This window comes from Saccharothrix algeriensis (assembly GCF_016907655.1).
GTDB classification, from domain to species: domain Bacteria; phylum Actinomycetota; class Actinomycetes; order Mycobacteriales; family Pseudonocardiaceae; genus Actinosynnema; species Actinosynnema algeriense.
In genome coordinates this window covers 75,692-91,392 of the sequence record NZ_JAFBCL010000001.1, presented here as the reverse complement: position 1 = coordinate 91,392, position 15,701 = coordinate 75,692, and the positions used below count along the sequence as shown (strand labels likewise).

Annotated in this window: 9 protein-coding genes; 6 read left to right on the top strand and 3 right to left on the bottom strand. The window is 76.5% G+C overall.

Features of this window, described 5'->3' with window-relative positions; translation table 11 throughout:
* Positions 1-88: 88 nt before the first annotated feature.
* From JOE68_RS00350 to JOE68_RS00340, 3 genes are all read left to right on the top strand, one after another.
* Complete coding sequence (locus tag JOE68_RS00350; protein WP_204840338.1) at positions 89-3,595, top strand: DUF5682 family protein; 3,507 nt, start codon at positions 89-91, stop codon at positions 3,593-3,595.
* Complete coding sequence (locus JOE68_RS30685; RefSeq protein ID WP_239562072.1) at positions 3,592-5,775, top strand: hypothetical protein; 2,184 nt, start codon at positions 3,592-3,594, stop codon at positions 5,773-5,775. Before JOE68_RS00350 ends, JOE68_RS30685 begins: the two co-directional genes overlap by 4 nt.
* A gap of 805 nt (positions 5,776-6,580) precedes the next feature.
* Entirely contained in the window at positions 6,581-7,792 is a 1,212-nt protein-coding gene (locus tag JOE68_RS00340; RefSeq protein WP_204840337.1) for a putative glycoside hydrolase, read from the top strand.
* Between the two features lie 130 nt (positions 7,793-7,922).
* Here JOE68_RS00340 and JOE68_RS00335 read toward each other — a convergent pair whose 3' ends face one another.
* The 3 genes from JOE68_RS00335 to JOE68_RS00325 are packed head-to-tail and all read right to left on the bottom strand — an operon-like array spanning position 7,923 to position 11,535.
* Positions 7,923-10,100, bottom strand: a complete 2,178-nt coding sequence (locus JOE68_RS00335) for a putative glycosyltransferase family protein (RefSeq protein WP_204840336.1) — start codon at positions 10,098-10,100, stop codon at positions 7,923-7,925.
* On the bottom strand, positions 10,097-10,513 hold the full coding sequence (locus JOE68_RS00330; protein WP_204840335.1) for a GtrA family protein: 417 nt from the start codon (positions 10,511-10,513) through the stop codon (positions 10,097-10,099). The genes JOE68_RS00335 and JOE68_RS00330 overlap by 4 nt, the downstream gene beginning before the upstream one ends.
* On the bottom strand, positions 10,510-11,535 hold the full coding sequence (locus JOE68_RS00325) for a glycosyltransferase family 2 protein (RefSeq protein WP_204840334.1): 1,026 nt from the start codon (positions 11,533-11,535) through the stop codon (positions 10,510-10,512). Before JOE68_RS00325 ends, JOE68_RS00330 begins: the two co-directional genes overlap by 4 nt.
* A 224-nt stretch (positions 11,536-11,759) precedes the next feature.
* Between JOE68_RS00325 and JOE68_RS00320 the strand changes: the two genes are divergently transcribed.
* The 3 genes from JOE68_RS00320 to JOE68_RS00310 all read left to right on the top strand — a co-directional run bounded on the left by JOE68_RS00320 (position 11,760) and on the right by JOE68_RS00310 (position 15,669).
* Positions 11,760-13,565, top strand: coding sequence for a PIG-L family deacetylase (locus tag JOE68_RS00320; protein ID WP_204840333.1), 1,806 nt, complete (start codon positions 11,760-11,762; stop codon positions 13,563-13,565).
* 406 nt (positions 13,566-13,971) lie between these two features.
* Complete coding sequence (locus JOE68_RS00315) at positions 13,972-14,943, top strand: pirin family protein (RefSeq protein WP_204840332.1); 972 nt, start codon at positions 13,972-13,974, stop codon at positions 14,941-14,943.
* Between the two features lie 192 nt (positions 14,944-15,135).
* On the top strand, positions 15,136-15,669 hold the full coding sequence (locus JOE68_RS00310; protein WP_307819392.1) for a GNAT family N-acetyltransferase: 534 nt from the start codon (positions 15,136-15,138) through the stop codon (positions 15,667-15,669).
* The last annotated feature ends 32 nt before the right edge of the window (positions 15,670-15,701 follow it).

The window sequence follows — 15,701 nt, the reverse complement described above, 5'->3', positions numbered from 1 at the left end:
GGCTTCCTCGCCGGCAGGTGGGTCGGGCGGTCGGGCGGCTTTCGCTCCCGCCGCCCGGTCCGGCGGCGCGCCCGAGGCCGACCTCGCGGTGGCCGAGCGGCTGGCCGGTCACCGCGCGCCGTTCCTGATCGGGGTGCGGCACCACTCGCCGGCGCTCGCCGCCGTGGTGCCCGCCCTGCTCGACTCGGCCGACCCGGAGGTGCTGCTGGTCGAACTGCCCGAGGAGCTCGGGGCGTGGCTGCCGCACCTGGCCGACCCGGGCCTGACGGCGCCGGTCGCGCTGTCCGGCGCGCGGCGCGACGGGAGCGGGCTCGCCTTCTACCCGTTCGCGGACTTCTCGCCCGAGCTGGCGGCGATCCGCTGGGCCCACCGCAACGGCGTGGAGGTCCGCCCCTGCGACCTGCCGCTGGCCGCCCGCGGCCCCGCCGCCGACCGGGTCGGGGAATCCGCCTCGCCGCTGGCCGACGCCCTGCGCCGGTCGGTCACCGGCCGCGACGGCGACGACCTGTGGGACCGCCTGGTCGAGGCCGCGGCGCCCGGCCAGATCCCCGAGGCGGTGCGCCGGGCCGCGCTGCTCGTCGGCTGGGCGCTGCGCCGCGACGCCGAGGGCGGCGCCGGGGTCGACCCGTTCGACCTGCGCCGCGAGCGGTGGATGCGCCGCGCGGTCGCCGAGGCGGGCGGGCGGCGGTGCGCGGCGGTGGTCGGCTCGTTCCACGCGGCGGCCCTGCTGGGCGGCCCGGTCGCGCCGCCCGCCGAGCCCGCCGGCGCGGAGGTCGTGACCTCCCTGGTGCCCTACGGCTTCGCGCTGCTGGACGAGCGCTCCGGCTACCCGGCGGGCATCCGCGACCCGGAGTGGCAGCAGGCCGTGCTGGAGGCGGCGGGCGACCCGTCCGCCGTGGAGGCCGCCGCCGCGTCGGTCATCGTGCGGATCTGCGCGCGGGTGCGGGAGGCGGGCCACCCCGCCGGTCCCGGCGAGGCGCGGGAGGCGCTGCGGCTGGCCGTCGACCTGGCCCGCCTGCGCGGCCTGCCCGCGCCCGGCCGCGGCGAGGTGGTCGAAGCCGTCCAGACCGTCCTGACCCACGCCGAGCCGCTGGGGCGGGGCCGGGTCGTCGCCCGCGCGGCCGGTGACGTCCTGGTGGGCCGCCGCACGGGCGCCCTGGCGCCCGGCACGCCCCGCTCCGGCCTGGCCCCGGCGGTGGAGGCGCTGCTCGCCGAGCTGCGCCTGCCCGGTCCGGGGTCCCGCGAGCCGGTCGCGCTGCGCCTGGACCCGCTGCGGTCCGACCTGGACGCCCGCCGCGAGACGACCCTGCGGCGGCTGGCCGTGCTGGGCGTGCCCTACGGCGAGGAGACCGCCACCACCGGCGTCGGCGGTGGCGACGCGCTGACCACCCGCTGGACCGCGGCGTGGACGCCGGCGACGGCCGCGACGCTGCCGGTGGCCGGGCTGTGGGGCGCGACGCTGCCGCTGGCCGCGCTCGGGCGCCTGCGCGCGCGCCGGGCCGAGCGCGAGCGCGCCGGCGGGCAGACGCCGGCCGGCGTCCTGGCGGACCTGGCCGACGCGGCGGCGTGCGGCCTGCCCGACCTGGTCGGCGACCTGCTGTCCGACGCCGGGGCCGTGCTGCCGGCCGCGGGGACGGTGCGGGACCTGCTGGCCGGCCTCGACCTGCTGGACCGGGTGCGCGCGGGCCACGTGCCCGGCACGCCGCCCGAGGTCCTGGCGGACCACCCGCTGCTGGCGGTGGAACTGGAGACGGCGGCGGTGGCGCAGCTGGCGGGCCTGGCGGGCTCGGAGGACCCGGCGGACGCGCGGGCGCTGGTGGAGCTGGGGCAGCGCCACGACGCGCACGGCACGGGCGTCCGGCTGGCCGCCGCGTTGCGCCGGCTCGCCGACGAGGGCGCCCCGCTGATCGCGGGCGCGGCCGGCGCGGCGCGGGTGCTGCTCGGCCTCGGGTCGCCGGGCGCGCTGGGGGAGCGCGTCGCGGCCTGGGTCGACGGCGCGACCACCCCGGACCGGCGGGCGGTGCTGCGCGGGGGCCTGACGGGCGTGCTGGCGGCGGCGACGCCGCTGCTGGAGACGACCGAGGCCCTGACCCCGCTGCTGGACCGCGTGGAGGGCCTGGCCGACCGGGACTTCCTGGACCGGCTGCCCGCGCTGCGCGGCGCGTTCACCTCGATCGGCCCGGCCGCGCGGGCGCGGGTGCTGGTGGTGGTCGAGCAGCGCACCGGCGACCGCGTGGACGCGGCCGGCGCACCGGACCCGGAACTGCTGGCGGTGTGGCTGGCCGCCGAGCGGTCCGCCCTGGAAACCCTGCGCGCGCACGGCCTGAGCCGGCCGGTCGGGTCCACTTCGGACGGAGCGGCGCCGGGCGAACCGCTCGGGGCCGCCGCCGAGGAGCGCCCGACGGCGGCGCGACCCGTTGTGCCGCAAGCGGTGTCGGCCGGGTCCGCGGAAGCGCTGCCGGCCGCGGCCGGCCCCGGCGAGGGGGCGGGCTCGCTGACCGCGTCCGTGCGGTGGCGGCTGGTGCTCGGCGCGCGGGGCGAGCGGCCGGCGGGTGGCGCCCGGTACGCCGCCGCGCTGGACGAGCTGTACGGCCGCGAGAGCGGCGAGGGAGCGGCGGCCGGCGACCCGGGCGGCCTCGGGGCGGACCTGTCGTCGCCGTTCCCCGACGTGCGCGAGTGGTCGCAGGAGCTGCGGGCGCTGTTCGGGGAGCACATCCGGGAAGAGGTCCTGGCCGCCGCCGTCGAGGGTGGGCGGCTGGAGGCCGCGCTGGAGATCGACCCCGGCGCCGTGCGGCCGTCGGTCGAGCTGCTGCGCAACGTCCTGTCGCTGGCGGGCGGGCTGTCGGAGCACGCGCTGGCGGGGCTGCGCCCACTGGTGGGGCGGCTGGTGCGCGAGCTGGCCGCGCAGCTGGCCAACCGCGTCCGACCGGCGCTGACCGGCCTCCAGCTGCCGACGCCCACGCGCCGGCCGGGCGGCCGGCTGGACCTGCCGCGCACCCTGCGGGCGAACCTCGCCACCGCCCGCCGCACCGCCGACGGCCGCGTCCTGGTCGTCCCCGAGCGGCCGGTGTTCCGGACGCGGGGCCGCCGGGCGACCGACTGGCGGCTGGTGCTGGTGGTGGACGTGTCGGGCTCGATGGAGGCGTCCACCGTCTGGGCGGCGCTGACCGCGTCGGTCTTCGCCGGCGTGCCGGCGCTGTCGACGCACTTCCTGGCGTTCTCGACCGAGGTGGTGGACCTGACCGACCGGGTGGCGGACCCGCTGTCGCTGCTGCTGGAGGTGCGGGTCGGCGGCGGCACCCACATCGCCGGCGCGCTGCGCCACGCCCGGTCCCTGGTGGCGGTGCCCGAGCGCACGATGGTCGTGCTGGTCAGCGACTTCGAGGAGGGCGGTCCGGTGGCGTCCCTGGTCGGGCAGGTGCGCGAACTGGTGACCTCCGGCGTCACGGTGCTGGGCTGCGCGAGCCTGGACGACCGCGGCGCGGCGCGGTACTCGACGTCGGTGGCCGGCGCGCTGGTGGCGGCCGGGATGCCGGTCGCCGCGCTGAGCCCGCAGGAGCTGGCCCGCTGGGTGGGGGAGAAGGTGCGCGGATGACCCTGCCCCCGGTGGCGCCCGCCGTGGTCGCCGACGTGCTCGACGCCCTCCCGCCGAGGCTGCGCAAGCGGACCGACGCCTCCCTGGACCGCGCCGGGACGTGGGAGGTCGTCGGTGACGCGCACGCGGCCCGCGCGGAACTCGACGCGGAGACGACGCTGACCTGGGCCCTGCGCGGCGGCGTGCTGGCCGCGGCCGACGACCTGGTCTGCACCTGCCTGCTCGCGCCGCGCTGCCTGCACCGGGCCGTCGCGGCGGCAGCGGCGCCCGTCGCCGAACCGCCCCTCCCCGCCGAGGCCGACGCGCAACCCCCGGACACGCCTTCGGCCGGTGCCTCTTCGGATGGGCAGCTACCGGTCGGGGCTTCCGTGGACACGCCGCTGGTCGGTGCCTCTTCGGATGGGCAGCTCCCGGTCGGGGCTTCCGCGGACACGCCTTCGGTCGGCGCCCTTCCGGGCGGGCGGCCTGCGGGTGCGACCTCACCGGAGACCTCGCCCGCTGTCGGAGCGCCCGCGGCCGGTCCCGCCGACCGGGCTCGCGGGCTCGTGCCGGCCGACGCGCCCACCGAGGTGCGCGCCGCCGAGCGATCCGCCGCGAACGCCCTCTGGACGGCGTGCGCGGCGATCCTCCGCGCCGGGGCCACCGGCAGCGGGGCGGTGGTGCGGGCCGAGCTGCTGCGCGCGGTGCACACCGCGCGGGTGGCCGGCCTGCACCGGGCGGCGGCGGGCGGGCTGCGCATCGCCGCCGCGCTGGCCGCGGCACGGGCGGGCGACTCGACGTTCGACCGCGAGGTGCTCACCGCCGAGCTGGTCGACCTCCTCCTGCTCTGCCACGACCTGCGCACCGCCGACCGCGCCACCGCCGAGTTGCGCGGCACCGCCCGGCGCGAGTACCGGCCGGTCGGGGCGCTGCGCCTGTACGGCCTGTGCACCGAGCCGGTGGTCACCACCTCCGGCTACGGCGGCGTGGTCACGCACCTCGTGGACGACTCGGGCGCCCTGTGGACCGTTCCCGCGATCATGCCCGGAGGGGCGGAGCGCGTCGCCGTCGCGGACGGCCCGGTGGCGATCGGCGAGTCCGGCCTGACCCAGCGGCGGCTGGGGCGCGAGGGCCTGCTGCTGTCCGGCGGCACCGCGTCGCCCGACCACCGGCTCGGGGCGGGCAAGGCGGTGCGCGCGGTCGCGGCCCCCGGCGCGCCCTGGGACGCGCCGCCGTTCACCCGGCTGTGGGCGCAGCCCCTGGGTGACCAGGTGGCCCGCGCGTTCGAGGCGGCCACCCGCCCGGACGGCCACCGCCCGGCGGGAGCGGACCTGCTGTTCGTCGAGGGCGTCGTGCTGGGCCCGGCGGGCAACGCCCTCCGCCTGGCCGTCACCGCTCCGGACCGCGCCACGGGCACGGCCCCCGCCCCGGGCGCGGCTTCCGGTTCGGGCACTTCCCCGGATGCGGCTTCCAGCCTCGGCTCCACTCCGGACGCGGCCACCGGTTCCGGCTCCACCTGGGACCCGGCTTCCGGCTCGGGTTCTTCCCCGGATGCGGCCTCAGGTTCCGGCTCCACTCCGGGCGCGGCCACCGCCGGCTCGGCGGCCGGGGCCGGAGGAGCCGTGGTGCTCGACCTGGTGGGTGACGGCGAGCGCACCCGCGAGAACCTGAGGGTCCTGGCGCACGCCGGAGGTCTGCGGCTGCGGGTGGTGGCCCGGTTGGCGCCCGACCGCCCCGGCACGGCGGTCGCGCTCGCGGTGTCCGGCGACCTGGCGCTGCCGGCCGACCTGCGCCACCACGTCGACCTGGGCCTGGACCGGGTGCAGCGGTCCCACGTGGAAGGCCGGTCCACCGCCGACCTGCCGCCGCGCCCGGAGCCCGCCGACCGGACCCCGCCGCCGCTGCGCCCGCTGGAGAACGTCCTGCACCGCGTCACCCTCGGCGGCCGGGCGGTGGCGGCGGTCGCGTCGGCGTCGCGCGAGGTGTCCGCGCTGACCGGCAACGGCCTCACCGCGACCGCCGAACTGCTCGCCGACCTGGCCGCCGCCTCCCGCGACCGGCAGCGCGACGCGTTCGGCCGGATCGTGCGCGACGCGGGGGACGCGTTCCCCGTCGCGTGGCTGCGGGCGGGGCTGCACGTCCGGGAGTTCACCCGCGGCGTCGCCCGCCGGGCGTGGCTCGACGCGGTGGGCTCGGGGTAGCCCCTCGCCGCGGCTCGCCGCGCTCCTCGGCACCGGCCCGCTCGCCGTCGCACCGCCGCCCCGAGCCCTGCGGCGCATCCGCCGTCCCGCGTATCGCGGCGCACGCCGGCTCCGGCGCACTCGCCGTCCCGCGCATCGCGGCGCACGCCGGCTCCGGCGCACCCGCCGTACCGCGCTCTGCGGCGCACTCGCGGTCCCGCGCGGCCCGGCGCACTCGCCGTACCGCGCTCTGCGGCGTGCCCGTCGCATCGCGGCGCATCCGCCGTCCCGCGTATCGCGGTGCACCGCGCATCGCGGCGCACTTGCCGACTTCGGCGCGGCTCGGCATACCCTCCGACTCCGGTGCGGCTCGGCAACTCCCGGGACGGGTGGCGGTGCTGCGCGCCAAAGTGTGGTTCCGGCGCCGAGAAGTGCGGTCTCCGCTCACGGCCCGTGGTGGCGCTGACCGCATCGCGCGGGTTTCCGCCGCAAGGGGTGCCCGGACAGGTGGCGGTGTGCTCCGCACGGGCGTTTTCGGCGGATCGCCCGTTGTCACCGCAAGTTTTCGTCCACACCCGACGGGTAGCCACTCCAGTATGGGCCCGTGACAACGCCGATTCGGCCCGTGATCGCTTCCCACCACCTCTCCGACGCCGACCTGCGGGCCCGGCGTCGTCGGTGGTCCAGGTCGGCAGTCCGGATCGCACGGTCGGGGTCGCACCGTCGAGTGACTGCTGGGTCGGCGAGGTGAGCCATGGCGTTTCGTTCCCCACGCGAAGACGGCAACCGCGGCCGGGTGTCGCGCAGACTCGGTGCGGTGGCGGTGGTGGCGACCGCGTTACTGCTCGCGCCGCCGGGGCTCACCTCAGCGGTGAGCCCCGGCGGCGCGACGACGCGGTCCTACCTCGGCCAAGGCGACGCCCACTCGTTCTGGCTGCACTTCAAGGGCACGCCGGTCAGCGACGAGATGGCGGCGGAGGAGGCCAGGCGGCACAAGTACATCGTGCTGAACGCCTGGGAGGGCGACCTGCTCGGCAAGCTCAAGGCCGCCAACCGGGACGTCCAGGTGTACGTCTACAAGGACCTGTCCTCCACCCGCGGCTACACCTGCCGCGACGGGGTGGACGACGAGCACCTGCCGACCGGCGTGCCCTACTGCCTCGCCGACCGCGAGCACCCCGAGTGGTTCCTGCTCGACCCGGACGGCAAGCGCATCGAGTACGACGGCTACCCGGAGCACTGGCAGATGGACGTCGGCAACACCGCCTACCAGGACCTCTGGGCCGCCAACGTCATCGAGGACAGCAAGGCGACCGGTTTCGACGGCGTGTTCCTGGACAACGCCCTGTTCCCGTGCGACGCCTACCACCCGGGCCGGTGCCCGGCGAAGTACCCGACGGACACCGGGTTCCAGGACGCCTACAAGTCCATGCTCGCCAACATCGAGCACCGGTTCTCCGCCGCCAACCTCAAGACGGTCGCCAACATGTCCAACGCCCGGTTCCACGACGGGGCCTGGGACGCCTACCTGGAGCACCTGGACGGCGGGTTCGACGAGTGGTGGCTCGTGTTCGGCGACGACGACTTCCTGCACGAGTACGACCAGGGCTGGAGCAGGCAGGTCGCCGAGGTGGCGTCGAACGAGCGGCGCGGCAAGATCACCTGGGTGCAGCCGCACTTCAGCCCGGGCCAGGAGCGACCGCTGCGGTACGCGATGGCCGGCTACTTCCTGGTGACCGGCCACCGGGCCGCGATCGCCGAGGTGGCGAAGCCCGACGACTACGGCGACCCGAACGCCCGCCACCCGATGTACGACTGGGACCTGGGCACCGCGCACGACGCCTACCGGTCGATCGCGCCCAACGTGTTCCGCCGCGACTTCACCTGCGGCGCGGCGGTCGTCAACGCGAACCCGACCGGGAGCGACCCGGTGCGCGTCGACCTCGGCGCCACCTACCTGGACGAGGACGACGCGGAGGTCGTCGCGGTCGAACTGCCCGGCACCTCGGGAACGGTGCTGCGCAAGCCCTGCCGGTGACCCGCCGGACCGCGCGACGCGGTGGTCCGCGCACCGGCGCGCAGCACCCACCGGCGAGCTGCCCGGGAGCGCCGGGCCGTGACCGCCGACGCGCCCGAGCCCGCCGGCGGCCACCCGTCGACCGCGGTGCTCACGAGCCCGTCGAGGACAGCTCCGCGCGCTCCGAACGGCTCTCCAGCACCACCGGCGGGTCGCGCCGCGCCCGCCGCCGCGTGAACACCGCGTACGCGACGGCCGCCACCAGGCCCAGCACGGCCAGCGCGCTGCCCGCCGCCAGCCCCGGCGGCGTCCACCGCAGGACCACCTGCCCGCCGGTCGCGTCGGCGGGCAGGTCCACCACCAGCAGCCCCGCCGGCCCCTGCCGCGTGGTCAGCGGCCGGCCGTCGAGTTCGGCGCGGTAGCCCGGCCAGGCCAGCCGGGCGAACACCAGCGAGCCCGCCTGCCCGCGCGGCTTGTCGAAGCGCACCGACTCGTCGCGGTCGTCCGGCGCCACGTCCTGCTCCACCCGCACGCCGGCCGTGGCGTGCCCGAGCCGCCCGCCCGGCCACGGCAGCGGCTGCTCGCGGCTGATCACCGTCTCCCGGGGCGTCGTGGCCGACACCCGCCAGCCGGGCGGCGGCTGCACGTCGGGCCGCACGGCGTTCTCCACGATGACGCTCTCCACCCGCATCAGGTCGACCAGCGGCCGGCCCTCCACGTCGGTCGGCGCGAAGACCTTCTCCAGGCTGCCCGCGCAGGTGGCGCCGTGGTAGACCATGCACACCGCCGAGGCGAAGTCGCGGAAGGACATGCCGGTGTACGAGCCGACCGACGACAGCCCCGCGATCAGCCCGACGTTGCCCGGCAGCACCGTGCCGACCGGGAACGTGGTGCCCCGGTGCGGTGGTGTCTGCGCGCGCAGCTCGGTGATCGACCGCGGGTAGTGGTGCACGGCGACGTCGCCGTTGAACGGGAACCACGCGGTCTGCGCGAACAGCCCCACCGCGACCCCGGCGACCAGCACGCCGTACGCGCCGGCGGGCCGGGCCTTGCGCGCGGCCCACAGCGCCGCCGCCACCCCGACCGCCATCAGCGCCAGCGCGACCAGGTGGTGCCGCCACTGCCACGGGCCCGCCGCGAACGCCAGGTACGCCGTCAGCAGCAGCGCCCCGCCGGTGAGCAGCGCCCGGCGCTTCGCGTGGTCGGTGCGCGGGCCGCCGGTGAGCAGCACCGCGAACAGCACGCCCAGCGCCAGGTACACGACCTCCAGGTGGCGCAGCGGGAACCGGAACATCCACACGTTCGACGGGCCCACGGCCAGCAGCAGGTAGCCCGCCGCCACCACGAACGCGCCGGCCAGCGGGCGCCACCGCTCCCGGAGCCGGCTCCAGCGCAGCCACGGCAGCAGCGGCACGACGAACCAGGCGAAGTACACGCTGGGCGTCAACATGCGCACGCTGTTGCCGAAGCCCTTGATGATCGGCTGGTGGCTGATGGTGCTCAGGTTCAGCAGCTCCGACAGCCGCGGCATGAGCGTCCCGTCGCTGGCGAAGCCCTGGCCGGCCCGCGTCGTCACCGCGGAGCTGCCCAGCAGCGGCAGGTACACCAGCGGCACCAGCAGCGCGACCAGCCCGCCGACGACCAGCAGCCGCACCACCGCGCCCCGGTCGCGCCGGAGCCAGGACTCGACCAGCAGCGCGGCCATCACCACGCACACGCCCAGCAGCCCGTACGGGTTGCCGGTGGTCACCGCGAGCGCGCCGAACAGGAACGCCCACAGCGGGTTGCCCGTCCCGCGCGCCGCCCGCCGGGCCGCCCACCAGGTGAACGGCAGCCAGGTGAACGCCATCAGCCCGGCCGCCCAGGTCGCCGCGTCGTAGTACAGGGTGAACCCGCTGAACGGCAGCGCGATCGCGATGACCGCCGAGGGCCCGCGCCCCGCGCCGTACTCCCGGCACAGCAGGTACGCGCCCAGGGCCAGCAGGGTCAGGAACTCGGTCTTGACCACCACGGCGGCCACCGCGAGGTCGTCGAACTGCGCGACCAGCACGTAGTTCGCGAGGTTCACCGGGTTCCAGATGCCGAACAGCGCCTCGGCGGCGAGGTTGCCGCCCATCCAGCTGTCGACGTCCAGCAGCGGCGGCCAGTGGCCCGCCAGCACCCGGTCGCCCAGGTGGTGCCAGGTGGGCAGGAACTGCACCGCGCTGTCGTCCCACACGTAGAACAACCGGTTGCGCAGGAACGGGATCTGCGCGATGAGCACCACGGCGGCGCACACGCCGAGCGCGACCAGCGGTCCGCGCGACGGCCGGTGGACGAGCGTCCTCACGACGTCCGTTCCTCTTCCTTGAGCAGTGGCGCTGTCGGCCGCTGGCGCCCCAGCAGCACGACCTGCGCGATGATGAACGTGAACGGGATCGCCACCGCCGAGGCGAGCAGCGGCGCGATCCCCTCGTCAACCCCCAGCCACGCGACCAGCGCGTACAGACCCGCGGTGGTCACCGCGAAGTTCGTCGCGTTGGACAGCGGGAACAGCAGGAACGTCCGCAGCGAGGGCTTCGTGCGGAACGTGAAGGAGCAGTTGAGGAAGTACGAGCCGACCATCGCCAGCGCGAACGCGGCCACGTGCGCCACCAGGTACGGGACCACCGCGCCCAGCAGCAGGTACAGCAGGTAGTACACGGCCGTGTTGAGCACGCCGACCAGACCGAACCGGACGATGCGGCCCAGCCGGGCGGTCACCGCGGGGCCCGCTCGGTGAACGGCCCGGCCACGACCTCTCCCATGATCTCGGCCGCGTGCTCGGCGACCCCGCGGCCCAGCGGCAGCGTCACCGGGGTGTGCCCGGCGCCGCCCGACTCCTTGACCAGGAAGTGCGGCCGGCGCTTGGCCTCGGAGTAGATGCGGCCGACGTACTCGCCGATGACCCCGAGGAACAGCAGTTGCAGGCCGCCGAGCACGAGGATGCCGCACATGACGGTGACGTAGCCGGGCACGTCCACGCCGTGCCGCGCGGCGTGGACCAGCACCCAGGTCGCGTAGCCGAAGGCGACGGCGGTCACCAGCGCGCCCAGGTAGATGGCCACGCGCAACGGCTTGGAGTTGAACGACACGACGCCGTCGATGCCGTAGTTGAGCAGCTTGCGGAAGGTCCAGCTGCTGGTGCCGTTGTGCCGGGCCACGTTGTCGTAGTCGATGACCGCGGTGTCGAAGCCGATCCAGGAGAACAGGCCCTTGGAGAACCGGTTGTACTCGCCCAGCGACAGCAGCGCCTGCACCGCGCGCCTGCTGAGCACCCGGAAGTCGCCGACGCCGTTCTGCAGCTCGACGTCGACCACCTTGTTGATCAGCCGGTAGTACAGCGTCGAGACGATCCGGCGCAGCGGGGCCTCGCCGCGCCGGGACCGCCGGGCGATCACCTGGTCGTAGCCCGCGCCGACCAGGCCGATCATCCGCTCCAGCAGCTCGGGCGGGTGCTGGAGGTCGGCGTCCATGATGGCCACGAGGTCGCCGGTGGCGTGGCCGAGGCCGGCCAGCATGGCGGCCTCCTTGCCGAAGTTGCGGCTCAGCGCCAGGTACTTGAACCGCCGGTCGCGCTCGGCGAGGGCCCGCAGCACGGCCAGCGTCCCGTCACTGCTGCCGTCGTCGACGAGCAGGACCTCGAAGTCGTCGCCCAGGGCGGGCAGCGTGCGGGTCAGCGCCGCGTAGAGTTCTTCCAGCCCGGCTTCCTCGTTGAAGCACGGCACCACCACCGAGATGCGCACAAGTCCCCTCGAAACCCCTCAAGACACTGTCGTGCCGATCCGTCACCGCTGTGCGGTCCCCACCTGGTTAACGACGCCGCGCGAGCCTCTCCCGTTGCTCGGCGTCATCCTGATCACCGGTTCCGCGCTGCCGCCTTCCTGTCGGTAGCCTGTCCGCCGCAGCAGGGGTGGAATGCGATGGGGGCACTCGGGCAATGGCACGTACAAGACCTTTCGCACTGCTCGTGGGATTGTTCCTGGCGGTGCTCGTGGCCTGCGGGGACCCTACCGCACCGCCCGCGGCGGTCGACGAGGTCGCATACCTCCAGATCGTCGCTCACCATGACGACGACCTGTTGTTCATGAACCCGGACGTGCGTGACGCCATCCGATCGGGGCATCGGCTGATGACGGTGTTCCTCACCGCCGGTGAAGCCGAGGAACCGGACGCGAACGGCTACTCGGCGGCCCGCCAGGCCGGCGCCCGCGCGGCCTACGCGCGGATGGCGGGTGTCCCGGACGAGTGGGACGGCGCGGCCATGCCGCTGGCCGACGGGCGCGCGGCCGAGCGGTACGCGCTGCGGGCCCGCCCGCAGGTGGCGCTGGTGTTCCTGAACCTGCCCGAGGACGCCGACCCGAGGGCCGACGGCGGCCGGGGCGCGCTGCGCCGGCTGTGGGAGGACCGGCGCGGCTGGCACTCGGTGCGGACCCTGCTGCCGACCGGCGGCGTGGTCGCCACCCCCTCCCGGTACACCGGCAACGGCCTGATCAGGGTGCTGGTCGGGCTGATGGCGGAGTTCCGGCCGACCGTGCTGCGCACCCAGGACGCCGACCCGGACCCGGCCTACCCGTTCTGGCGGCCGTGGCACGACCACCCCGACCACGTGATGAGCGCCCGGTTCGCCGAGGCCGCGGGGCGGATCCACCGCCGCGGGCCGGGCCGGCCGCGGCTGACCCAGGTCGGCTACCGCGACTACAACACCGAGACCGCCCCGGCGAACCTGGCGCCCGCCCAGCAGGACGACAAGATCGGCCACTTCGCCGCCTACCAGCGCCACGACCGGCTGGCCGTCGGCCCGGCCTCCTACGACCGCTGGCCGCGCCGCATGTACTACCGGTGGGACCGCGGCACGTCGTGGGCGGCGCGCGGCCCGGACGGCCGGCTGCACGCGTTCGCCGTGCAGGGCGCGCAGGTCCTGCGGTGGCGGCGGACCGGGGACCGCTGGGAGGGCGCGGCGCCCGACCGGGTCGACGGGCCGCTGGCCGCGGGGCTGGCGGTGGGCGTCGGCCGGGGCGGGCTGACGGTGTGCGGCCGCCGGCTGGACACCCGTGAGATCACCTGCCGCGACGACCGGGGGTGGGTGTCGCTGGGCAGCCCCGACCCGGGCGCGGCGCGGGTGGGGACCCCGGCGGTGGCCGCCCACGGTGACGGGCGGCTCGCGGTGTTCGTGCGCGACGCCACCGGTGGCGTCAGCCGGGCGGAGCAGGACGGGGACGGGCGCTGGGGGCGGTGGGACCGGCTGGGCGGGCAGGACGTGCAGGACGGCCTGAGCGCGGCGCCGGGGCCGGACGGCGCGCCGGAGGTGTTCGCGAGCACGACGAAGGCGGTGGTGCACTGGGCGTCGGGCGGGTGGGACGGCGCGTTCCCGCCGGTGCCGCCCGCCGGACCGCCGGTCGCGGTGCCCGCGCCGGGCGGGACGACCGTCGTCGTGCCGGTCGCGGACACCGGTGAGGTCGCGCGGGTCACCCGGTCGAGTGGATCTTGGTCGACCCCGGTCCGGGGTCCCGGACCGGGTGGCCCCGGCGGCCTGGCGGCGGTGTGGGCCGGGGGCCGGCTGACGGTCGTGGGACGGTCCGGCGACGGCGGCGTGACCACCGACGCGACGGGCTCGTGGGCGGGCATCGGCGGCGCGCCGCTGGACTACCCGGCGGCGGTCGTGGACGACCGGGGCCGGCCGGTGGCGCTGTACGTCGGGCCCGACGGCCGGTTGCACGCGGCGACCGGGGACGGCCGCGACGGCGCCTTCACGCCTTGGACGGCGGTGGACTGACACCTCCGGGCGCCCGTGCGGCGCCGCCCGGACCGGTTCGGCCGGTCGACGTGGTCGACCGCCCCGCGCTTCCCGCGCCTTTCGGAAATCGTTCGTGGCCGGCGCTGTCGACCGAGTTGCCCGGTGTCGACCTTTCCGCCGGCCTTTTCGCTGCCCCCGCCGACCGGTGGGAACCGGCCCGACCGGTCACTGGAAGTGGTGTTCGGTGAAATACCGGTTATCGGGCCGTGTCGCTTTCCCGATGACCGGGAACGGGCTGGACGACCGGGCTCCGTGAAATCCTCCGGAATGCGGGCGGCGCGTGTCCGCGACCGCCGGGTGAACCGGCGCAGCCTGCTCCGCCCGGCCGCGGCGGTGCGCGCGGTGCTTACGATGGCCGGGTGACGAGCCGATCGGAGCCGACCCGATGAGCAACGTGGAGGCCGACCCCGCCGAGCTGGTGTGCACCGGCGCGGCGGGCGAGCGGTCGCGGGTCGAGGTCCTGCGCCCGCGCGCCGTGCCGCTGGGCGGCCCGCGGGCGATGACGGTGCGCCGCACGCTGCCGCAGCGGGACCGGTCGATGATCGGCGCGTGGTGCTTCGCCGACCACTACGGGCCCGACGACGTGTCGGTGACCGGCGGCATGGACGTCGCGCCGCACCCGCACACCGGCCTGCAGACGGCGAGCTGGCTGTTCACCGGCGAGATCGAGCACCGCGACAGCCTCGGCGTGCACGCCACCGTCCGGCCGGGCGAGCTGAACCTGATGACCGGCGGCCACGGCATCTGCCACTCGGAGGTCTCGCTGCCGGGCACCACCGTGCTGCACGGCGTGCAGCTGTGGATCGCGCTGCCCGACGCCCACCGCGACGCGCCGCGCGACTTCCAGCACCACGTGCCGCCCCCGCTGGCCCTCGACGGCGCCACCGCGCGGGTCTTCCTGGGCGAGCTGGCCGGCCGGGTCTCGCCCGTGACGACGTTCTCCCCGCTGCTGGGCGCGGAACTCGTGGTGGAGCCGGGCGCCCGGCTGGTCCTGGCCGCGAACCCGGCGTTCGAGCACGGGGTGCTGGTGGACCTCGGCGCGGTCGACTTCGCCGGCGCCCGCCTGGACCGCGGCGACCTCGGCTTCCTCGGCGCGGGCAACGACGCGCTGCGCCTGGCCAACCCCGGCGACGTCCCGGCCAGGGTGGTGCTGCTGGGCGGCGAGCCGTTCGGCGAGCGGATCGTGATGTGGTGGAACTTCGTGGCCCGCGACCACGACGAGGTGGTCCGCTTCCGCGAGGAGTGGCAGTCCGCCTCCGAGCGCTTCGGCCACGTCGACGGCTACCCCGGCCGCCGCCTCCCCGCCCCGCCCCTGCCCACCGGCCGCCTCCGCCCGCGCGGCAACCCGGAGGGCTGAAGCCCCGGGGGCCGCGGTGGAGGTGCGCCCGGAGCCGGCGAGTTCTCCGGTCGTCGGGCCGAAGGGGGCGGTCGCGCCGCGGTCGGGCGCCGCCCGGTTCGCGGGGCCGCCTCCCGTCCACAGTGGACTAATCGGGTCCTGTCGTGTCGGGACGTACAGTGGCCGTGGACCTGGTGTGGGAAGGGGGCGCGGGTGGAGATCCGTCGAGGCGGACCGGACGACCTGTCGGCGATCATGGCGATGCTGGACGGCGCGGTGGCGTGGCTGGCCGCCTCCGGGCGCACCGGGCAGTGGGGCAGCGAGCCGTGGTCGGCCGACCCCCGGCGGGCCGGCCGGATCGCGGACCGCGTCCGCGAGGACGCGGTGTGGATCGCGGAGGTCGACGGGCGGCCGGCGGGCGCGCTGACGCACTCGCCGACCGCGCCGGAGGGCGTGCCCGCCGCCGACGAGCCCGAGCTGTACGTGCGGCTGCTGGTGACCTCGCGCGCGTTCACTGGTCGCGGGGTCGGCAGCGCGCTGCTCGACCACGCCCGCGCGCAGGCGCGCGAACTGGGCGTCGGCCTGGTGCGGGTGGACTGCTACGCGGGCGGCGACGGCCGGCTGGTGGAGTACTACCGGCGCAACGGGTTCACGCCGGGCGACGCGTTCCGGGTGGGGGAGTGGCCCGGCCGCCTGCTGTCCGACCGGGTCACCCCGGGCGCCGTCGCCACGGGGGCGGACCGCTGAGCGCGGCGCCGGGGGGCTCGCGGCGAGCCAGT